A 21,949-nucleotide genomic window follows, 5' to 3' on the forward strand; every position below is an offset into this window, starting at 1 on the left:
GCCGCCAGCGTTCAATCTGAGCCATGATCAAACTCTTCAATTAAAGTTTTTGGCTCGATGAAATACTGTTGTTGTTTTGTCTCCGCTTTTAAAAAAGCAGAAGCAAAACGAATTGACTGTGCCGATATAACCGAAGTTATGTCGTTTGGTCACTCAGTAAACATCGATAAATCTTTTGTCTATCAATGACGAGTGCCCACACAGATTGCATAGGTCAAATTGTTAAAGAACGTTGACTTGGTAGCTGGCTTACTGCGCCTCGCTCCGTGTCGATGAGGCGCATTATAGAGAGTTCACTTTCGTTGGCAATAGCAAAAACCAAATAATTTTCAAAAATCAGCTCAAATGGTCACAAAGCCAGCAAAAACGGCAAAAATGAGTATTTATCCAGCAACTTTGACCCTAAAAGAGCAAAGAAAAATGAAATGAAGCACACCTTCATCCCTATACACAGTAGAAATTGTGTTTAAGAAGCCTCTGATGAGCCCAATACTCATCGAGCTTTTTCTTGTCACTGGTAATTAGAACGAACGTGGTAGGGAGAAAAGCATCATTAAATGGAGGTTAGAGTGAAGGAACGTAATAAAGAGGAATTTTTGGAACGCCAATAGAAAAGCATAAAACGAAAAAAGCCCCAGTCTTTCGACTGGGGCTTTTCCGGAAATTGGTGCCCGGGGCCGGACTTGAACCGGCACAGTTATTCACCGGCGGATTTTGAATCCGCTGCGTCTACCAATTTCGCCACCCGGGCAAGTGCGAGCAATTATACGCAAGCAATGGGTTGAAGCAAGCCTATAATTCACAAAACCTTCTCGATCGGTTCTTTTTTCACCACAGTGCTATAAACACGCGCTATCTGCCCTATTTTTACGCATTCAACACTGCCGATTAGGCTGGTAAACTACACACAGTACTCATTTCTAGGACAGAACAATGGCTCAATCATCGACACAGTACAGCGTACCCAAGGGCGCTAGTTTTTTCCGTCGCTTCGGCGCCTGGCTTTATGACTTTCTCGTACTCATCGCTGTGGAGATGTTGGCAATCGCATTAGTCGTCGGTGCCGTGGCTATCGCTGTGCAGCTGGGACTTTCCATTGATGGCTATGAAGATGTCAGCGATTATCTGACACGCAACCCGGCAGTCAGCCCTTTCTTTACTATCTATGTGTTTGCTATTGCGGCTGGCTTTTATGGTTACTTCTGGACCCGAGCAGGACAGACAGTTGGAATGAAAGCATGGAAGCTTAAAGTCGTCAGTGAGTTCGGTGGGAACATCACCTTTACCCAAGCACTTATCCGAATGGCGACTTCGTGCTTAGGTATCGGTAACCTGCTGGCTCTGTTTGACCGCAACAATCGTGCGTTTCAGGATCACTTCTCGAACAGTCAGGTGATTAAGGTCGATACGATTAAATAGTTCGTTCGAATGTAGATAATAAAGAGGGAGCCAATAGGCTCCCTCTTTTGTTTTCCAATCTGATATCGTCTTTTATTAGAGCTTTCGGTTTAATAGATAAAGTGTCACACCGATAAAAGCCAAACTCGGCGCCACCGCACCAACAAATGGCGGTAGCTTATAGACCAGTGTCATCGGGCCAAAAACTTCATTAGATATATAGAAAGCGAAACCAAAGATCACGCCCGACAACACCCTCGCCCCCATAGTCACCGAACGCAACGGTCCGAAAACAAAGCTCAGCGCCAACAGCATCATGACACCAATCGATAATGGCTGAAGTGCCTTACGCCATAAAGCCAGCTCGTAACGGGAAGCATCTTGCTCTGAAGCTTTCAGGTAATCCACGTAACTATAGACACCGCTGAGCGACAGCTCTTCAGGCTTCACCGTCACAATCGCGAGCTTCTCTGGCGTTAGTGTGGTTTTCCACGCCAGCTCCGCTTCTTTAGTTTCACTGATCTTCACCGGACCATCGAAGTGCGTCACTGTCACTTTCTCCAGCATCCAGCTGTCTTTATCCAGGTATTTAGCTTGCTCTGCGAACACCTGAGCTTGCAGATTCTGGGTATCATCGAACTTCCAGATATTCACACCCGTCAGTGACTCTTTCTGATCAGTACGTGCAATATAGATGAAGTCTGCGCCGTCTTTTGCCCAAACGCCGGTTCTCACCGACATCACGTTACCGCCAGATTTGGCGAAGGCGCGAAGTTCACGCGCAGCTTTCTGAGCGTCAGGCGCCCCCCACTGCCCCAGAGCCAGTACGACCAACATCAAAGGCATGGCGGTTTTCAGTACCGAAAGACCGATATCAAGCTTGGAAAAGCCTGCTGCTTGCATCACCACAAGCTCAGAGCTCGAGGCCAATGTGCCCAGTCCAATGAGAGCTCCTAGCAGCACTGCCATCGGAAAAAACATTTCAATGTCGCGAGGCATGCTCAGTAGCACATACTGAATAGCCGTTATCATGGTGAAGGTACCATCACCCACAGAGCGCAATTGTTCAACGAACTTGATGATGGCAGACAGGCCAACCAGTGTTGCCAGACACAAGGTTGTAGTAGCGATGATGGTGCGGCCTATATAAAGGTCGAGGATCTTAAACATTAAGCCGCTCTCCTCAGTCGGTATTTCAGTTTACGCATTGGTAGGCTGTCCCAACTGATCAGCATTAATGCCACCAGCAAAGCCAAAATGTTCACACTCCAAAGACCAATCTCCGGTGGCAACTTACCCTCCTCTATTGCAGATTTCGCCGCACTGATGGAAAGGAAGTAGGCCAGGTAAATCAATACCGCGGGGAAGAGTTTCGCGAAACGTCCCTGACGCGGGTTCACTGCCGATAGTGGCACCACAATCATGGTCATCAGCGGGATACAAAGCACCAGAGAGATACGCCACTGAAGTTCAGCCTGAGCGTGGGCTGACGGCTCGTTGATCAGCGATTGGGTCGGAACGGCATCCCAATCCCGGTGTTTCTGGCGCACTTCACGCTGACCAATGAGCACCTGATAGTTCTCATAATCAGTCACTGTGTAATCGAGCAGGGTTGGCACACCTTCATAGCGCATGCCGTCATTCAGATCGAGAACCTGGCGTCCATCAGGTAATTCAGAGATATAGCCTTTCTCCGCTACAACAACGTTGGGCCGCAAGGTGCCACGTGGTACTGGCTGTGCAATAAACACTTTATGGAGATCTTTACCGTCTCCAGTGATTTCGCTGACAAAAACCACTGCCTGTCCATCAGGCGTAGTTTGGATTTGTCCCTGAACCAAAAGCTCAAGACCCGTATCGGCCTCAAGACTTTCCATTACCTTGATTTCTTTATCATTTGCCCATGGTGTTAGCCATAGCGCATTGAATGCAGCAACAGTGCCAGTAATCACAGCTAAATAAAGTGCGGCCCGGATCAGAAATTTGTTCCCGATACCTGTCGCATTCATTACTGTAATTTCACTTTCTGCGTACAAACGCCCGAAAGTGATCAAAATACCTATATAGAGGCTGAGCGGCAGCATTAGCATACCCATCGACGGCATGTACAACCCGACAAGAGTTAACACATCGCTGCCCGGAATTGAGCCATCTGTTGCGTTCGCCAGCACACGGATAAATTTCTGGCTAAAAAAGACCAGAAATAGCACAAACAGCACCGCAAGTTGCGTTTTCACTGTTTCTCGGATCAAATACCGAACAATAATCACGGCGTTTTACCTTTAGAAAACTTGTTTTTTTACTCGAATCGCTATAGTTTTTCGGTAAATTAGTTATTTTTTAATCTTTCGGCCAAGTGTTGGCCTGCTTAATGAAATTTACGTCGAACACAGTTTCGAGTTCCGATAAAGCGGGCATTATCCAACATTTAGCCTCACTTGTCTTTAGGATGTAGGAGTACGCATGGAGTTCAGTGTAAAAAGCGGGAGTCCCGAGAAACAGCGCAGTGCATGTATCGTTGTAGGTGTGTTTGAACCACGCCGCCTGTCACCAGTGGCAGAACAACTTGATAAAATCAGCGACGGTTACATCAGTAGCCTGCTGCGCCGTGGTGACCTCGAAGGAAAGCCTGGCCAGATGCTGCTATTGCACCACGTTCCTAATGTGCTGTCTGAGCGTGTGCTTCTGGTTGGTTGTGGTAAAGAGCGTGAACTCGGTGAACGCCAATACAAAGAAATCATCAAAAACACCATCAACACGCTGAACGAAACGGGCTCAATGGAAGCCGTTTGCTTCTTGACTGAGCTACACGTGAAAGGCCGCGATACATACTGGAAAGTACGCCAGGCGGTTGAGAGCACCAAAGACAGCCTCTACACCTTCAACCAGTTCAAGAGCGTGAAGCCAGAAACCCGCCGCCCGCTGCGTAAACTGGTATTCAACGTACCAACACGTCGTGAACTGAATCTGGGTGAACGTGCGATTGCACACGGTCTGGCGGTTGCTTCCGGTGTGAACGCATGTAAAGACCTTGGCAACATGCCACCAAACGTTGCAAACCCAGCATACCTTGCTTCGCAAGCACGCCGTCTGGCGGATGACTTTGAAAAAGTCAGCACCAAGATCATTGGCGAGCAAGAGATGAAAGAGCTGGGCATGACTTCTTACTTGGCAGTTGGTCAGGGCTCGAAAAACGAGTCCATGATGTCAATCATGGAGTACAAAGGTCACCCAGACCCAGATGCCAAGCCAATCATTCTGGTTGGTAAAGGTCTGACGTTCGATGCTGGCGGTATTTCACTGAAGCCGCCTGCCAACATGGACGAAATGAAATACGACATGTGTGGTGCAGCGTCTGTATTCGGTGCAATGAAATCTCTGGCGAAACTGGACCTGCCAATTAATGTGGTGGGTATTCTGGCTGGTTGTGAAAATATGCCTGATGGTAATGCTTACCGTCCAGGCGACATCGTGACCACCATGTCAGGCCAAACTGTTGAAGTGCTTAACACTGACGCAGAAGGACGCCTGGTACTTTGTGACGCCCTCACATATGTTGAGCGTTACGAGCCAGAGTGTGTGATTGACGTGGCAACTCTGACGGGCGCATGTATCGTGGCACTGAGCCATCACATCAGCGGCCTGATTTCAAACCACAACCCACTGGCACACGAAATTGTGAATGCATCTGAGCAAGCGGGTGACCGTGCTTGGCGCCTGCCAATGACTGAAGAATACCAAGACCAACTTAAGAGCCCGTTTGCTGACATGGCGAACATCGGCGGTCCAGGTGGCGGCACCATTACTGCGGGTTGTTTCCTTTCGCGCTTTGCGAAGAAGTACAACTGGGCGCACCTTGATGTAGCGGGGACTTCGTTCAAAGGCGGACAGAACAAAGGCGCAACAGGCCGTCCTGTTCCATTGCTGGTCCAGTTCCTTCTGAACCGTTCTGGCCTTGAAGTCGCAGAATAAAACTGCACAAAGAGAAAAGGAGGCCGAGGCCTCCTTTTTTGTTGCTGTTTTTTGTCGCTACTTTTTGTTGCGTGAGTGAACAACTCACCGCACACTGAGCCGAACAAAGTGGCGTTATCAACACCGCCCAATGGCTAAAGAGGGAATTCGATGACAGGCATGGCGACCTTCTACATACTGGATGAATCGCAAGACGAACCAACACAACAAATGTTGGAAAAGGTTAGCCAGCTCTCTGCCCTTTTTTGTCAGCAAGGCATGAAGACATTCATCATGGCTGAAGACAAAAACCAAGCCGAAGCGATTGATGAATTGCTCTTCCAACAAACTGCGGAGCACTTTGTGCCTCATAACCTTGTTGGTGAAGGTCCCCGTGGTGGTGCGCAGGTTGAAATTGGTTGGCCGGGTGTACGCCATGCTGGCCACCGCCAAGTGCTAATAAATCTGGCGCAAGAAGCAGCAACTTTTGCGCCTTCCTTTGCACAAGTGGTAGACTTCGTGCCTTGCGAAGAAGCTCCCAAGCAACAGGCTCGGGAACGCTACAAAATTTACCGCATGGCGGGGCGTCAAATGCGTACTCTCGCCATTGAAGAAATGTCCTATTAAATCAGTCCATCAAGAGCGCTATGGAAAAGACATACAACCCAACATCAATTGAAAAAGCGCTGTACCAGCGCTGGGAAGAGGCTGGCTACTTCAAGCCTCACGGTGACACATCAAAAGCTGCATACAGCATCATGATCCCACCACCCAACGTCACGGGCAGCCTGCACATGGGCCATGCGTTCCAAGACACCATTATGGATACCCTGATCCGCTGCGAGCGCATGAAAGGCAAAAACACCCTGTGGCAGGTCGGTACTGACCACGCAGGTATCGCAACCCAAATGGTTGTTGAGCGTAAGATCGCTGCAGAAGAAAGCAAAACCAAGCACGACTACGGCCGCGACGCTTTCATCGACAAGATCTGGGAGTGGAAAGGCGAGTCTGGTGGCACGATCACCAAACAGCTTCGTCGCCTTGGCGCATCGGTTGACTGGGATCGTGAGCGCTTCACCATGGACGACGGTCTATCAAATGCGGTTAAAGAAGTCTTCGTACGCCTGTACGAAGAAGATCTCATCTACCGTGGTAAGCGTCTGGTTAACTGGGATCCGAAACTGCACACAGCAATTTCGGACCTGGAAGTTGAAAGCAAAGACACCAAAGGCCACATGTGGCACTTCCGCTACCCACTGGCAGACGGCGTTAAAACGGCAGACGGCAAAGACTACATTGTTGTTGCAACTACGCGTCCAGAGACCATGCTGGGTGATACCGGTGTTGCAGTAAACCCAGAAGATCCACGTTACAAAGATCTGATCGGTAAAGACATCCTTCTGCCAATCGTTGGCCGCCGCATTCCAATCGTGGGCGACGAGCACGCAGACATGGAGAAAGGCACAGGTTGTGTGAAGATCACCCCTGCGCACGACTTCAACGACTATGAAGTAGGTAAGCGTCATCAGCTGCCTATGATCAACATCCTGACCTTTGATGCAAACATCCGTGATGTTGCAGAAGTTTTCACCACAAACGGTGAAACCAGCGATGTATACAGCAGCAACCTGCCTGAGAAATACCATGGCATGGAGCGCTTTGCTGCACGTAAAGCGATCGTTGCTGAGTTCGAAGAGTTGGGTCTGCTGGACGAAATCAAAGATCACGACCTGACGGTTCCTTACGGCGACCGTGGTGGCGTGGTTATCGAGCCAATGCTGACTGACCAATGGTACGTGCGTACCGCGCCGCTGGCTAAACCAGCAGTGGAAGCCGTTGAAAATGGCGACATCCAATTCGTACCTAAGCAATACGAAAACATGTACTTCTCTTGGATGCGTGACGTTCAAGATTGGTGTATCTCTCGTCAGCTATGGTGGGGTCACCGCATCCCTGCTTGGTATGACAACCAAGGCAATGTTTACGTCGGCCGTGACGAAGACGAAGTTCGCGAGAAGAACGGTCTGGATCCAGTTATTGTGCTGCGCCAAGACGACGACGTTCTGGATACGTGGTTCTCATCTGCGCTATGGACCTTTGGTACTCAAGGTTGGCCAGAAAATACGGACGCATTGAAACAATTCCACCCATCAGATGTTCTGGTGTCTGGTTTTGACATCATCTTCTTCTGGGTTGCGCGTATGATCATGATGACGCTGCACTTCTGTAAAGATGAAAATGGCAAGCCACAAGTACCGTTTAAAACTGTTTACATGACGGGTTTGATCCGTGATGAAAACGGCGACAAGATGTCGAAGTCTAAGGGTAACGTACTTGACCCAATCGACATGATCGACGGTATCGATCTTGAGTCTCTGGTTGAGAAGCGTTGTGGCAACATGATGCAGCCTCAACTGGCAGCGAAGATCGAGAAGAACACCCGTAAGACGTTTGAAAACGGTATCGAAGCATACGGCACAGACGCACTGCGTTTCACCTTGGCTGCCATGGCATCAACTGGCCGTGACATCAACTGGGACATGAAACGTCTTGAGGGTTACCGTAACTTCTGTAACAAGCTTTGGAACGCAAGCCGCTACGTGCTGATGAACGCAGAAGATCAAGATTGTGGCATGCAGGGCGGTGAGATGGAATTCTCACTGGCTGACAAGTGGATCGAATCTCAGTTCCAACTAGCAGCAAAAGAGTTCAACGCACACATAGAGAACTTCCGTCTGGATATGGCAGCAAACACGCTGTACGAATTCATCTGGAACCAATTCTGTGACTGGTACCTGGAGCTGACTAAACCAGTTCTGTGGAAAGGCACGGAAGCACAACAGCGCGCGACCCGTCACACGCTAATCACCGTGCTTGAGAAGACGCTGCGTCTGGCGCACCCAGTGGTTCCATACATCACGGAATCTATTTGGCAGAGCGTGAAACCGCTGGTTAAAGGCGTTGAAGGCGACACCATCATGCTGCAGGCACTGCCACAGTATGACGAAGCACAATTCGATGCAGACGCACTGGCAGATATCGAGTGGGTGAAATCTTTCATCACTTCTATCCGCAACCTGCGTGCAGAGTACGACATCGCACCAAGCAAGCCGATGGACATCATGTTGAAAGCGGCTGACGAGAAAGACGCTGCGCGCGTAGAAGCCAGCAAGCAGGTTCTGGTTTCACTGGCGAAGCTGGAAGGCATCCGCATTCTGGAAGCCGGTGAAGAAACTCCAGCATGTGCAACCGCGTTGGTTGGTAAGTCTACCCTGATGATCCCAATGGCAGGTCTGATTGACAAAGACGCTGAACTGGCTCGTCTGGACAAAGAAATTGCCAAAACTCAGGGCGAGATCAAACGCGTTGAAGGCAAGCTGAACAACCAAGGCTTTGTGGCGAAAGCGCCTGAAGCAGTTGTCGCTGCTGAGCGTGCGAAGTTGGATGGCTACGCAGAAACCCTGACTAAGCTGGAAGAACAAAAAGCAGTTATCGCTGCACTGTAATCTCACTGTTTAACTTTTGCTCACAAACGGGTCTTCCACTGGAAGGCCCGTTTTCTTTCCTCCTCGCCCACCAAAACTGTTAAATCTATCAACAACTCGATGCATAAAAGTGACATGCGCCGCAATTAGTGGGCAGGTTTAACATTCGTGTCTAAATCCATTACTACGCTTTATAGAACGTCATTCTGCAACTAATGAAACGTAGAAATGAATTCAATCGCATCCAGGCTGAACCTCAGCTTGATAACACTAACGGTTCTCTTACTTACCGTGTCGTCAATGACTGTTTGGGTCGCGCTTAGCACCCGAAGCAGTACTGATGCGCTGTTAGATAAGGCACTACCGAATACTATCAACACCATTCACATGGTGGATGAGCTTAGCGAAATGCTGTTCAATCTGATGCGGTATGTGGAAGAGGAAGATGTGGAAGGTCACACAGCCTTCCTTCAACATCTGGAGATATTCGTCAAACACAAGCAGGATCTCAGCGTCTCGAAAGATCAGGCAATAAGTCAGGATATTGTAGAGTTGCGCGCGCTACACCAAGCCTTTCTCTCACTCTCTCAAGAAGGCGTATTTAACGTATTCGACCCTACAGCAGAGCAGCGTGCCCGCTCCCTCATCAACTCTACAAGTCAGCCACTTGAAGTGCTTCTCGATAAGCTACATACCTTTATTAACAATCAGAGCGATCTTCAGGCTTTCCGTAACGACTTCGCTCCATTACATCGATACGATCTAGAGTTACTCGATGAAATGCAGGATATGAAAGCTGATTTAGATATTTACCTGCTTGGTTACCCGTTAGCTGAAAAACGTTTCATCGCCAATGCAGAGGAATTCAAGTACTACATACAATCGCTTTCTGATGCAACGAGCGACCCCAACATTGCCCAGCAGCTAAGGCGCATTGAATGGCACTTTGCCAGATTTTTCGGAATAGCCAATAACGTATTCAAACACCATGACAACACTGCCCGACAACGAGCACTTAAAGCGGTCATTGCGTTGGAACGAGGCGTATTTCTGGATATGAAAACACTGCTCAACAAAATGGCTGACCAGTCGGACAGCCTATTGATTGAAGAATCTCATGGGCTGCGCAATATAGCCAACAAGTCCATGTATCTACTCATATTTGTCACTATTTTTGCGACTATTTTACTGGCATTCATTGTCCTCTTCTTCCAGCGTTCACTGTTCAGGCCGTTGGAGAAAATCAACACAACCATTCAGGCACTGCGTCTGGGTCATCGCAATATCCCTTTTGAAGACATTGAAGACAATGAGCTGGGACGAATAACCTTAAGTCTGAAGAATTTTCAGGTTGGATTGTCAAAACTCGACCAATTGCAGATAGAAAATGCTAACCAGAAGGAAGCACTTAAAAGGGATAAAGAGCAACTGACAGAGATGCTGGAGAACCTGAAATCTGCGCAGGATAAACTGATAGAAACTGAGAAACTCTCCTCCCTTGGGAGCCTAGTGGCTGGAGTTTCCCATGAGATTAACACGCCACTTGGGATTTCGGTGACCATGGCGAGCACGCTGGAAGCCGAGCACCTTTCGTTTTTGGAAAAGCTCAAAACCGGGGAGATCCGTCGTGAAGATCTTGAAAGCTTTGAGTCTCATGGGAACGATGCTTTCAGTGTCTTGAACCGTTCATTGCAAAGAGCCTCTGAACTCATTAACAGCTTCAAACAGGTGGCCAACGACCAGACCAGCGAGCAATTGCGGGAGTTTGAGCTGGGTGCCTTGATGCAAGAGGTGTACAGCACTCTGCACCACCAAATCAAAAACCGCCCTATCAGTTTTGAACTTCATGCGGACGATAAACTGATGATGAACAGCTACCCAGGGCCGATTGGGCAGGTGTTTACTAACCTATTTAATAACTCAATTCTTCACGGATTTGATCAGGATGGTCATGGAGAGATTTCCCTCACTTTGACCCAGAAAGATGACCATATTCGATGGCTTTATCGCGATTCGGGCAAAGGCCTTTCTGAAGAAGGCATCAAACGCATCTTTGAACCTTTTTACACAACCCGTTTGGGTAAAGGTGGTTCCGGGATGGGTATGCATATCGTCTACAGCATTGTGGTCAATATGCTGCAAGGGGATATTCAGGTGTACAACGACAATGGTGCCGTGTTCGACATATCTATTCCGGCATCTATTCAACAAGCAGAAGGTGGACAATGAGCAATTTTAAAATCAGCATTATCGATAGCCCATCTGCCCCATCCGAACCTAAGACTGTGCCCATCCGCAGCTGGAAAATCGCCATTATTGATGATGAAGCCTCCATGCATCAGGCCACCACACTAGCATTGAGCAATGTCACCATCATGGGTTACCCGCTGACATTCATCCATGCCTACTCAGGAGAAGAAGGTCAGCAGCTTCTCGCAGATAACCCTGATACAGCGGTCGTGCTGCTTGATGTGGTGATGGAAACCGAAGATGCAGGATTACAGCTCGCGAGCTATATCCGAAAAGAGCTGGGCAACCACGCCACGCAAATCGTTCTGCGTACCGGCCAGCCAGGTTATGCCCCTGAAGAGTCAGTGATAGAGAACTTTGAGATAAACGACTACAAGACAAAGAACGAGCTGACACGCACCAAGTTGTTCAGCACCATTTGCACATCTATCCGCTCATACCAGAATCTGTATTCGATTCAGAAAAGCCGAGATGGATTAAAGAAAATCGTCGATTCAGCCGCCAACCAGTTTCAGGAACGCTCAATCGCCAGCTTCAGTGAAGGTGTACTGGAGCAAATCAACGTACTGTTCGACATTCACTCTGAAGGTATATTCTGTGTATCCAGTCGCCCGTTGAACCCACCGGAGCAACTGGAAAAAATCTACTTTCACGCCACCAGCAAACGCCACGAAGATGAACACATCGTCGTTGCCACCAGCCAAAAATACCAAAAAGCATTTGGTAAAAGCCTCGACAGTGTGGCGTTGGATGACACCTCTCACACTGTCATCAAACAGGCTTTTAAGGAAGGAAGAAACGTTATCAATGGCGGGAACATCGCCCTGTATATGGACACGCCAAGCCGTTGGAAAGCAGTGATCTACATTTTCACTGACAAAACCGATGTGCTGGATCAGCTTGATCCTGAACTACTGTCTGTATTCATCCAGAATGTTGCACTTGGCTTGGAAAACACCAAATTCGTCAATCAGCTTTTTGATGCCGCCTTTATTGACGAAATCACCGGTCTTCACAGCCGCCTAGGGTTTGTTGATTCACAAGCGCCATCGCTTTTGAAGCAAACAGGCCGCCTCACCCTTGCAATGATTGATATCGACGATTTTCATCAGATTAATGAATCGCTGGGCTTTGACTATGGCAACAAAGTGCTCAAAGTGTTCGGTAATGCCTTAAAACAAAGCCTCCCAGCCAGTAGCGTCGTCAGCCGACTTCACAGTGATGCTTTTGCTGTCGCTACAGAGTTAGGCGAAGCGTCATTGCTAAATGTACTTCAAACCCTTCAGGACACCTGTTTTGAAATGGGGGAAGGTGGCACCTTCTACCTTGGTGTAACGTCCGGTATTTTCAGCGTGAAGGAGGATGGAAACCTCAGCAACATAGAAGTCGCATTAAGACGCGCCGAAATGGCCCTTAAACAAGCGAAATCCAAACGTCGTGGTGCCACACTCATCTTTGATGATGATATGGAAAAAGCCTGCAACGAGAGACTGAACCTGATTAACAAACTGCGTCAGGATCTTTCTGAAGAAAGGCTTTATCTGGTTTTCCAACCTAAGGTCAACCTCATTAATAATCGCATTATTGGGGCTGAAGCCTTACTGCGGTGGAACCATGAAGAATTGGGGGAAGTGTCACCGGGTGTATTTGTCCCAATCGCAGAGGCCGCTGGGCTAAGCTTCGAGCTCGATACCTTTGTGTTCCGCTCTGCCTGTAAAGTGCTGGCAAACCATCCTGAGCTGCCAGAAATTGCCATCAACATATCTCCCTTGTCACTCAACCGTCGGGAGTTATTACCAATTCTAAGTGGCATCTTGCAACAGTATGGTATCGACAAGCATCGGATATCACTGGAAATCACCGAAGGCTGTTTCGTTCAAGGGGAAGGGTGCAAAGCGAATATTGCCAAGCTACATGAACAAGGGTGGTCACTACACCTTGATGATTTCGGTACAGGGTATTCCTCCTTTGGTTATCTGCTTGATTTGCCAGTATCAGTAATAAAAATCGACCGAATCTTCACTTGGGGATTAAGCAAATGTGACCGCTCAGAGCGCTTACTTGGTGGTATGGTCAATATGCTTAAAGGCATGAAAAAACAGGTATTGATTGAAGGGCTGGAGACAGAGGAACAACTTGTTTCCGCGGTGGCTGCCGGATTGGAGATGGCACAAGGTTACCTGTTCTACAAACCTCTCACCTTGGATGCATTCACTCTCGCCTTAAAAGAACAGGCAGTCGCCTAAACATTTCCTATTGCCCTGGTTCAACATCTGGTTCCAGGGCCCACTCTCAGCGCTTTCTTATTCCATTATTCTCCTCATTGTCACCCCCCTCGACGCTTTGATAGTTTAAACCTATCAAAACAATCAACAGAAAACTCATTTACAAATGAGAATTATTTGCAATAATGAAGTCATACCGAATGAGGGAACTGTTATGAAAAAGACCTTAAGTTTTGCTGTGATTCACTTTACCGTTGCGTTTACAGTCGCGTATGTACTGACTGGCGATATTCTGCTGGGTAGCTTGATTGCCATGGTAGAACCGATGGTCAATACGGTTGCGTTTTACTTCCATGAAAAAGCATGGGACAACAAGTTACTGAAGCGTCTGGCGATGAATCATCCGGGCCGTAAAACTGCAAGTTTTGCTGTTGTCCACTTCAGCGTTGCGTTTGGTGTGGCTTACCTGCTGACTGGCGATGTACTGATTGGTAGTGTAATGGCGATGATTGAACCTTGTATCAATACCATGGCTTACTACTTCCACGAACGTGTATGGCAGAACAAAGAACGCTTGAGCATGATGCAACGCCAGCATCCTATGGCAGCTTAAAATGCGGAAATGTTAGAGAATCAGAAAGGGTAGCATCAGCTGCCCTTTTATCATTCCGTCTGGTAGGTGTTTGCTGCCTCAATGCGCCCTTGTGTATCAGGGTGGGAGCTCAGCCATTGTGACATTCCACTCGCCTGATGTGCTTCGCCAAGCAAAGTAAACATTTCCGCCTGTGCACTGGCATCACCATAAATAGTACTGAGGTATTTAGCCGCAAATTGGTCAGATTCCTCCTCATCTGCTCTGGAATACCCTGCCGTGGCGGCAAGTACACCCAAACCTGTCATCAAGTCGATAACTCCGGTACTTTCGCCAGTAATCATTGCCACAGAAACAGAAATCAAGGTCGAACGCACCAGTCCAATCATCACATGCTGGTGATAAACATGCCCAAGCTCATGCAATATCACACTTTCAAGCTGCGCGTCACTCTCTGCCAGATTCACCAGCGGATCGAGCAACACCACAGTGCCATCACTCAAGGCAAACGCATTGGGCCCTTGTTTCCAGTTGCGGAGCACCAGCTTAGGTTTGACAGGCATTGGAGGTAACATTTCTACCAGCGCATCAAAGCGCTCATTCAGCGCTTGCTGGCGTTCGGCATCCAGCTCAGAAGCAGTAAACATTCTTTCGTCGAGCTGAGACATCACATGCTCACCCACCGCCATCGGGATCTCTTCGGGTAAAACTTGCGTGATCCCAGTGCTTATCCCAGGCAACCCGATATAGAAAAAGGCCACCATAAACAGCAGTGCACCTGCAATGGAAGATAAAATTGCCGTTTTGCTGCTCTCAAGGCGCGTCAGCCACCCTCGCTTTTTAGCCTGAATGAAATAGGGTAATTCAGCTTCATTATTCGGTATAAAGAGTTCACCATCGGGGAAGCGGAGTTGCAAAGGCAGATTTCCTATACGCTCAGAACGAGAGATTTCATTAAGTGCGCATTCAACGGATTTGCCACCGAATGTCAGGACGGCTTTAGTCTCACCCATGACATAGAGCTCAGCCTCATGTTTGCCTGACTCGCCTGCTGCAAACGCAGTACCTTTTGCCATCAGCTAATCCCAATATCCAAGTCGAAGACCTGTGACATTTCATCGCCCACAGCGGACTTAGCGCCATTTTCATCTTCATAAACACTCAGCGCATCAAGGTCGCCATGGATTGTAGTGACAGACAGCAAATAACGGCTAGTGCGCACCTGTACCCAAGGACGAGCCAAACCCAACGTAAACACTTGAAGGAAAAAGTTACTCACAACCAACCAAACATAGTCTCGAGCTCGCATCTCGGACTTTAGGCGGTAATCTCCCGTTTCGCCGACTTGCATGCGACTGAATACATGATTGCGGGTACGTGAAACAACATATGCGCTAACTACCAGAAAAGAAGCAAACATAGTTGCGTAAGTAAGAATAATGACAGACGCTAAATTGAGTACGCCACCGAGGTCAGATATTGAGATATTTTCTATATCCATATCACCCAATTTCAGCGAAACAGGAAAAAAGAACTCAGCAATCGCAACCACAGCCGCAGATAAAATACCGGTACCGATAGACACCAAGAATCCCAACAGCATTGCCCCAAAATAGGTCCGAACATAAAAGCCCGTTGATAACTCCGCTTGAAAGGAAAGCCGTCCGTATCCATAGCCGTTGGCAAAGTAACTGGCGATCCCTTTCATCAACCAAGCAAACATGATGAAACCTGCTACGAATCCGCCCAGAATAAAGACAAAAGTGACAAAGGCGTTCGTTTGCGCCGTGGCAAACGCCACCAGTGCAATAAACATGATGACAATCAACGCACCACGGCCAAGAATAGCCGTATATGCACCAAGCAAGGAGCCTGTAAAGTTGAGCCGTACGTTTCGATAACTGGTCATGCGGGCATCAAAACGAGCATTATTTCTCGCAAGCCAAGGTAATACGAGAAGACCGGCTAAAAATAAAATGCCAGAAAGCAGAGGAAAAAACTGCCCTACCAAAAGCCAGATTATAAATGCGGAGACGGCAATAAGCCGCCCAATCAGAATTTGTTTCGGGGTGGCGTGATAATCAAAGCGATCACCGGCTAGTTCTGTGTTTCCGTAGAAATACTTCTTGGTTCTTACTTTTGCCCAAGCTGAATAGATACCGAGAGTAAGAAGGCTCAGTATTATATTCACAATCCAGATACCAAAAAATTCACGTCCGGTGCCGTGAAAGTTCATTTTGTTTTCCATGGTCAATCCTTTGCCAACTGTTTTATTATGGTTTTTGCCATCATAATCATTAAGCTCGATAGGCTCATCGCCAAATTAAGCAAGTGCGAATCAAATGGCTTTATTTTGTGCAACCCGGTGCTGTTATCCTCCGGGTTGCTTGCTTACCCAAAGACAGTAAGCCACAAAGGAAAGTGACACATTCGATGTAAAATGGAGACACAATGACTACAGGTCCGGTTGAAATCAGATCGCTCGTCCGCCAACTTCTTCGCCATCGTGGATTGTTGGACAACATCTATGGCACAGCAGGCCTCACGACCGTGCAATGCCACGTCATGATTGAGCTGGAGCAAGAGTCTCTGACCGCTGAGCAGCTTTCTGAGCGTCTCAACATTGATGTCACCAATGCTAACCGCACACTGGCTATTCTCATCAACAACGACAATGTTGCTTCCACTATCGACCAAGAAAGCAATCTGCCGCGCTATTCCCTATCTGATGTGGGTAAAGAGCGTCTGGATGAACATCACTTTGGGATCAATCAGCAAATCGCTCTGTATCTGGAACAACTGGATACCGATGAAATTGAATCCCTTTCCACATCACTGCACCGATATAACCGGGCAATGGAGCAAAGCGAACGCCAGAAAGGTTTTACCCTTCGCCTATTGGAGCCTGCCGACAACGCAGCGATTGCTACTGTTATTCGTAAAGTATCCGAAGAGTATGGCCTGACTGCTGATAAAGGCTACAGCGTGGCAGACCCGACTCTGGATGTTCTGAGTGAAAGCTACAAAGCGGAAAATGCGGCTTATTGGGTTGTTGAGCAGAACGGGAAAATTTTGGGTGGCGGCGGCATTGCACCTTTGCCGGGGGAAGTGGGTGTATGCGAATTGCAGAAAATGTATTTCCGTCCTGAACTTCGTGGTCGGGGCTTTGCTAGAAGGCTTGCGGCGATGGCCATGAAGTTCGCACGTAATCAGGGTTATCACAGTTGCTATCTAGAAACGACTGCCTGCCTGAAAGAAGCTATTCACCTATACAAGTCACTCGGCTTTAAACGTGTCGATGCTCCACTTGGTAACACCGGACATACAGACTGCGAAGTCGCGATGCTGAAAAAACTATAAGTCACCAATTAACAGAAACAAAAAAGCCGGAGTCTTTAACGCTCCGGCTTTCTTTTCGGCAAAGACAATTAATCGTCTTCTTCCAGTTCACCCTCTTCCTCGGCGTCTTCTTCGTCCGACTCAAAGTAAGTGCCCCAGCCGTCGTAATCGATGCTGAATTTCTCAGCCAGCTTCACCAGTTTCTCGACCTGTTCGTCAATGCGGTCTGCATCAAGCGCAGATTCCATCACCGCATCAAAGCAGATCACTGTGGAGCCGTCTTCCAGTTCAAGCTCTTCCGCTTCCAGCACTTCAAAGCCCATTTTGAACGCTTCTACTGCCGCGCCTTCAAGCTCTGCAAAGCTGTCTGCAGACAGGTGGTGCTCAATGGTGTACAGCGCATCAGGATCGCTACCATCTTCCAACAGGGCTTCAATGATTTCACGGGTTTCCGCTTTTTGTTCTTCAATAATGTCAGCGTAAGACATCAGATCACTCCAGGCACTTAATTAACGGCAGAACTATGGCATGGATTGGCATGGTTTACCACGCCAATTTCCCACACTCCCCACATGTTAATTAAAAGTAAAATTGACCTTATCGAACAAGGTTGTCATTATTTGAGAACAGGGCAATTACAACACAAGATGCTGGATATAATTAAAAACACCTAATCTTGCGCCAATAAAACCCTTAATTATGGAATAGTGTGCATTTTTATCGCATAGATAAGCACCGATAGATGCATGGCGGGCTCTCCCACTCGGCGAAGATCGAGCAATCCAAGGTTAGTCCTCATGCAAAAAGGTAAATGGATTTACGACAAATTTTCAGGCGTCTCTACTATCCGACGTCACGAATACAGAATTCTGTCGCTTTATCTCCATTTTCCCCATCGTTCCTGCTGCGCATTGACATGACCAAGAGACAACGTCTCTCAGCAGCTCATGTCGCACAAGGCTAAACGGTGGAGGTTAATAAAAATTCAAGAGAGAAACGATCATGAGTCAGCTATATGTGGGATCTGAAGTTGGTCAGTTGAAGCGTGTAATGCTTCATCGACCAGAACGAGCGCTAAACCACCTTACGCCGTCTAACTACAAAGACCTGTTGTTTGATGATGTACTTGCCGTGGAACGTGCCGGCGAGGAGCACGATCAATTCGCGCAAACCCTGCGTGACCAGGGCGTTGAAGTGCTGTTATTGCACGATCTTCTGGCCCAAACATTAGAAGTGCCGGAAGCCAAAACCTGGTTGCTCAAAACCCAGGTGGGCGAATACCGTCTTGGTTACCAGTTCGCCCATGATGTGCGAAGCTATTTAAAGAGCCTGAGTAACGAAGAGTTAGCACACATCCTTCTCGGCGGTTTGAGCTATATCGATTTTCCAAACCATTCAGCGTCGATGATGCAGGCAATGCACGAACGCATGGATTTCATCATCGACCCTCTGCCGAACCACTTGTTTACCCGTGACACTTCATGCTGGGTATATGGTGGCGTGTCCTTAAATCCAATGGCGATGCCTGCCCGTCAGCGTGAAACCAACCACCTGCGCGCTATTTACCGCTGGCACCCTCTGTTCGCGGGTCAGGACTTCATTACTTATCTTGGCGATGAACAGCGCGACTACGACAATGCCATGGTCGAAGGCGGTGATGTGCTGGTTATCGGCAACGGTGCAGTTCTGGTGGGCATGTCTGAGCGCACAACACCACAAGGTGTCGAAGCGCTGGCACGTAGCCTGTTTGCTAATGGTCAGGCAAAAGAAGTGATTGCCATTAACCTACCAAAGCACCGCTCCTGCATGCACTTGGATACCGTGATGACCCACATGGACATCGACACTTTCTCTGTGTATCCACAAGTGATGCGTAAAGACCTGCAAAGCTGGCGTCTTATCAACAAAGGCAATGGCGATGTGGAAGTGAAAGAAGCTGACTATTTCCTGCATGCCATCGAAAAAGCGCTGGAATTACCTCAGCTCAATATCATCACCACCGGTGGTGACAGCTTTGAAGCCGAACGCGAACAGTGGAACGATGCCAACAACGTGCTGACCGTGCGCCCAGGCGTGGTGATTGGTTATGAAGGCAACGTATACACCAATGAAAAATACGACAAAGCGGGCATCACCGTCCTGCCTATCCCGGGCGATCAACTTGGCCGCGGTCGTGGCGGTGCACGCTGCATGAGCTGCCCTATCGAACGCGAAGGGCTTTAAAAAGCAACCGAACTCTCCCACTCTCCTTAACCGAACGAGCCACCTCATTGCGAGGTGGCTTTTTTCGTTTCTCCGGGAAAATGTCGACCAAACACAAATAAATATTTATTCAAAGGGGTTGAATTAATACTCACAAATAAGTCAGAATCGTGACTAATATCAAAGTGACGAAAATATAAGTCACATCGCAGTAAACGGATTTTTAGAAAGGGACCTCAACATGGCATTTAATCTGCGTAACCGGAACTTTCTCAAGCTGCTGGATTTCACACCAAAAGAAATCGCGCACCTGCTGGATCTCTCCGCAGAGTTGAAGAAAGCTAAATACGGTGGCTATGAGCAGCCTCGTCTGAAAGGCAAGAACATTGCCCTGATCTTCGAGAAAGCTTCTACCCGCACGCGATGTGCCTTCGAAGTTGCCGCCTTTGACCAAGGCGCACAGGTTTCCTATATCGGCCCATCTGGCTCGCAGATCGGTCACAAAGAGTCGATGAAAGACACTGCGCGTGTTCTTGGCCGTATGTATGACGGCATCCAATATCGCGGTTTCGGCCAGTCTATCGTTGAAGAGTTGGGCCAATTTGCAGGTGTTCCGGTTTGGAATGGTCTGACTGATGAATTCCATCCAACGCAGATCCTGGCAGATTTCCTCACCATGCTTGAGCACGGTCAGGGCAAAAAGCTTTCCGAAATGAAGTTTGCTTACCTTGGCGATGCACGCAACAACATGGGTAACTCCCTGATGGTGGGTGCAGCAAAGATGGGCATGGATATCCGTCTGGTTGCCCCAAGTCAGTTCTGGCCGGAAGAAGCGCTGGTTGAAGAGTGTCAGGCGATAGCCGCCAAGACTGGTGCACAAATTACCCTGACAGAAAGCGTGGAAGAAGGCGTTCAGGGCTGTGATTTCCTTTACACCGACGTGTGGGTTTCCATGGGTGAATCTAAAGAAGCCTGGGACGAGCGTGTTGCCATGATGAAGCCTTATCAGGTCAATATGGATATGATCAAAGCCACCGGTAATCCAGACGTCAAATTCATGCACTGCCTGCCAGCGTTCCACAATGATGAAACCACCATTGGTGCAGAAGTAGCAGAGAAATACGGCATGAAAGGGCTCGAAGTCACCGAGGACGTCTTCGAATCTGAATACTCCATCGTGTTTGATGAAGCAGAAAACCGTATGCACACCATCAAAGCAGTGATGGTAGCCACGCTGGGTAGTTAACCCTATTACATCGCTCCATGAAGCCGCGCACCTGCGCGGCTTTTTATTTTATACCGCTATTCGCTCTGCCTTGCACCGGACAAAAATGGGCGTATAATCCTTCGCAATTTGTCAAAAAAACGAATCGGAATGCCAACATTAGCGACACAACTGACTGCTAAAACCTGCCGAATCTCGGCACTGGCGCCGTTTTTTGTTTTTACTGGATTCTCAAGAAAAGCCTCCTGATCGGGAGGCTTTTTTTTGACCAAAATGTACCATCCACCATGTTGCACTGGCTGTTTTCACCCAGCCAACGCATGGAATTTGTTAAGGGAAGAGAAGACATGGCGACCTCGCTGCACAATAAACACATCATCTCCATCCCGGAGTTGTCCCGCGAAGAACTGGAACTTATCGTCGACACTGCCGGCAAACTGAAAGCGGAACCGAACCCTACCGTGTTGAAGAACAAGGTAGTCGCGAGTTGCTTCTTCGAGGCATCAACCCGCACCCGCCTGTCTTTCGAAACAGCGGTTCAGCGTCTTGGTGGCACAGTCATTGGTTTTCCGGATGGCGGAAATACGTCTTCCGGTAAAAAAGGCGAAACCTTGTCTGACTCGGTACAGGTCATCTCTTCTTATGTTGATGCATTCGTAATGCGTCACCCGAAAGAAGGTGCTGCCCGCCTGGCTTCAGAGTTCTCCAAAGGTGTGCCTGTGATTAATGGCGGCGATGGCGCCAACCAGCACCCAACCCAAACCCTACTGGACCTTTTCAGCATTTACGAAACCCAAGGGCGTTTGGACAACCTGAAAGTGGCCATGGTTGGTGATCTGAAATACGGCCGCACCGTGCATTCTCTGACTCAGGCACTGTCGAAGTTCGATAACAACCAGTTCTATTTCATCGCACCAGAAGCACTGGCGATGCCGGACTACATTCTGGAAGAATTGGACGAGCAAGGCATCCATTACAGCCTGCACACCAGCATCGAAGACGTCGTGCCGGAACTCGACATTCTGTACATGACGCGTGTTCAGAAAGAGCGTTTTGACGAGTCCGAGTACCAACACATCAAAGCGGCGTTTATTCTCGACACCCCACAGCTTGCCAATGCCCGCGATAACCTGAAGGTGCTTCACCCACTGCCGCGCGTAGATGAAATCACGGTCGCAGTCGACAAAACCCCTTACGCCTACTACTTCGAGCAGGCGGAAAATGGGGTGTATGCGCGTCAGGCATTACTGGCACTGGTTATCAACGGAAGCGTTTAAGGCAG

16 protein-coding genes and 1 tRNA gene are annotated in these 21,949 nt (G+C 48.4%); 11 read left to right on the forward strand and 6 right to left on the reverse strand.

All coding sequences use genetic code 11. The features are described from left to right. Nucleotides 1–665: 665 nt before the first annotated feature. Nucleotides 666–751 (reverse strand) — tRNA-Leu (locus tag GCE9029_RS20170). A 182-nt stretch (nucleotides 752–933) separates the two neighbouring features. Between GCE9029_RS20170 and GCE9029_RS20175 the strand changes: the two genes are divergently transcribed. After that, entirely contained in the window at nucleotides 934–1,419 is a 486-nt protein-coding gene (locus tag GCE9029_RS20175) for an RDD family protein (protein ID WP_062666341.1), read from the forward strand. 75 nt (nucleotides 1,420–1,494) lie between these two features. Here the strand turns inward: GCE9029_RS20175 and lptG are convergent, their stop codons facing one another. Continuing rightward, a complete protein-coding gene (gene lptG / locus GCE9029_RS20180) occupies nucleotides 1,495–2,568 on the reverse strand; it encodes an LPS export ABC transporter permease LptG (RefSeq protein WP_062666344.1) in 1,074 nt (357 codons plus the stop codon). Next, complete coding sequence (gene lptF / locus GCE9029_RS20185) at nucleotides 2,568–3,668, reverse strand: LPS export ABC transporter permease LptF (RefSeq protein ID WP_062666346.1); 1,101 nt, start codon at nucleotides 3,666–3,668, stop codon at nucleotides 2,568–2,570. The genes lptG and lptF overlap by 1 nt, the downstream gene beginning before the upstream one ends. Nucleotides 3,669–3,861: 193 nt before the next feature. On the opposite strand from lptF, the gene pepA reads away from it, so the two are divergent. From pepA to GCE9029_RS20215, 6 genes are all read left to right on the forward strand, one after another. Continuing rightward, nucleotides 3,862–5,370, forward strand: a complete 1,509-nt coding sequence (pepA, locus tag GCE9029_RS20190; RefSeq protein WP_062666348.1) for a leucyl aminopeptidase — start codon at nucleotides 3,862–3,864, stop codon at nucleotides 5,368–5,370. Between the two features lie 150 nt (nucleotides 5,371–5,520). After that, complete coding sequence (locus GCE9029_RS20195; RefSeq protein ID WP_062666351.1) at nucleotides 5,521–5,976, forward strand: DNA polymerase III subunit chi; 456 nt, start codon at nucleotides 5,521–5,523, stop codon at nucleotides 5,974–5,976. 20 nt (nucleotides 5,977–5,996) lie between these two features. Then, on the forward strand, nucleotides 5,997–8,855 hold the full coding sequence (locus GCE9029_RS20200) for a valine--tRNA ligase (protein WP_062666353.1): 2,859 nt from the start codon (nucleotides 5,997–5,999) through the stop codon (nucleotides 8,853–8,855). Between the two features lie 207 nt (nucleotides 8,856–9,062). Beyond that, nucleotides 9,063–11,063, forward strand: a complete 2,001-nt coding sequence (locus tag GCE9029_RS20205) for a sensor histidine kinase (protein ID WP_062666355.1) — start codon at nucleotides 9,063–9,065, stop codon at nucleotides 11,061–11,063. After that, nucleotides 11,060–13,330 carry a bifunctional diguanylate cyclase/phosphodiesterase gene (locus GCE9029_RS20210; protein WP_082804402.1) on the forward strand — a complete coding sequence of 757 codons (2,271 nt, stop codon included), beginning with the start codon at nucleotides 11,060–11,062 and terminating at the stop codon, nucleotides 13,328–13,330. Before GCE9029_RS20205 ends, GCE9029_RS20210 begins: the two co-directional genes overlap by 4 nt. 193 nt (nucleotides 13,331–13,523) lie before the next feature. Continuing rightward, complete coding sequence (locus tag GCE9029_RS20215) at nucleotides 13,524–13,922, forward strand: DUF2061 domain-containing protein (RefSeq protein ID WP_062666358.1); 399 nt, start codon at nucleotides 13,524–13,526, stop codon at nucleotides 13,920–13,922. A 50-nt stretch (nucleotides 13,923–13,972) separates the two neighbouring features. Here GCE9029_RS20215 and GCE9029_RS20220 read toward each other — a convergent pair whose 3' ends face one another. Both GCE9029_RS20220 and GCE9029_RS20225 read right to left on the reverse strand, forming a co-directional pair. Further along, entirely contained in the window at nucleotides 13,973–14,977 is a 1,005-nt protein-coding gene (locus GCE9029_RS20220) for a M48 family metallopeptidase (RefSeq protein WP_062666359.1), read from the reverse strand. Beyond that, complete coding sequence (locus GCE9029_RS20225) at nucleotides 14,977–16,149, reverse strand: YjgN family protein (RefSeq protein WP_062666360.1); 1,173 nt, start codon at nucleotides 16,147–16,149, stop codon at nucleotides 14,977–14,979. The genes GCE9029_RS20220 and GCE9029_RS20225 overlap by 1 nt, the downstream gene beginning before the upstream one ends. Nucleotides 16,150–16,352: 203 nt before the next feature. Between GCE9029_RS20225 and GCE9029_RS26115 the strand changes: the two genes are divergently transcribed. Beyond that, complete coding sequence (locus tag GCE9029_RS26115) at nucleotides 16,353–17,261, forward strand: bifunctional helix-turn-helix transcriptional regulator/GNAT family N-acetyltransferase (RefSeq protein ID WP_082804403.1); 909 nt, start codon at nucleotides 16,353–16,355, stop codon at nucleotides 17,259–17,261. Nucleotides 17,262–17,329: 68 nt separating this feature from the next. Here the strand turns inward: GCE9029_RS26115 and rraB are convergent, their stop codons facing one another. Beyond that, the gene (gene rraB, locus GCE9029_RS20235; RefSeq protein ID WP_002537618.1) at nucleotides 17,330–17,728 is read right to left on the reverse strand and encodes a ribonuclease E inhibitor RraB; all 399 of its coding nucleotides are present in this window, start codon (nucleotides 17,726–17,728) and stop codon (nucleotides 17,330–17,332) included. Between the two features lie 514 nt (nucleotides 17,729–18,242). On the opposite strand from rraB, the gene arcA reads away from it, so the two are divergent. From arcA to pyrB, 3 genes are all read left to right on the forward strand, one after another. Next, nucleotides 18,243–19,463, forward strand: a complete 1,221-nt coding sequence (gene arcA / locus GCE9029_RS20240; protein WP_062666361.1) for an arginine deiminase — start codon at nucleotides 18,243–18,245, stop codon at nucleotides 19,461–19,463. Between the two features lie 220 nt (nucleotides 19,464–19,683). Further along, complete coding sequence (gene argF, locus GCE9029_RS20245) at nucleotides 19,684–20,688, forward strand: ornithine carbamoyltransferase (protein ID WP_062666362.1); 1,005 nt, start codon at nucleotides 19,684–19,686, stop codon at nucleotides 20,686–20,688. A gap of 326 nt (nucleotides 20,689–21,014) precedes the next feature. Then, a complete protein-coding gene (gene pyrB / locus GCE9029_RS20250; protein ID WP_062666363.1) occupies nucleotides 21,015–21,944 on the forward strand; it encodes an aspartate carbamoyltransferase in 930 nt (309 codons plus the stop codon). Nucleotides 21,945–21,949 lie beyond the last annotated feature (5 nt).

It is taken from the genome of Grimontia celer (assembly GCF_900055185.1).
Lineage (GTDB): Bacteria > Pseudomonadota > Gammaproteobacteria > Enterobacterales > Vibrionaceae > Enterovibrio > Enterovibrio celer.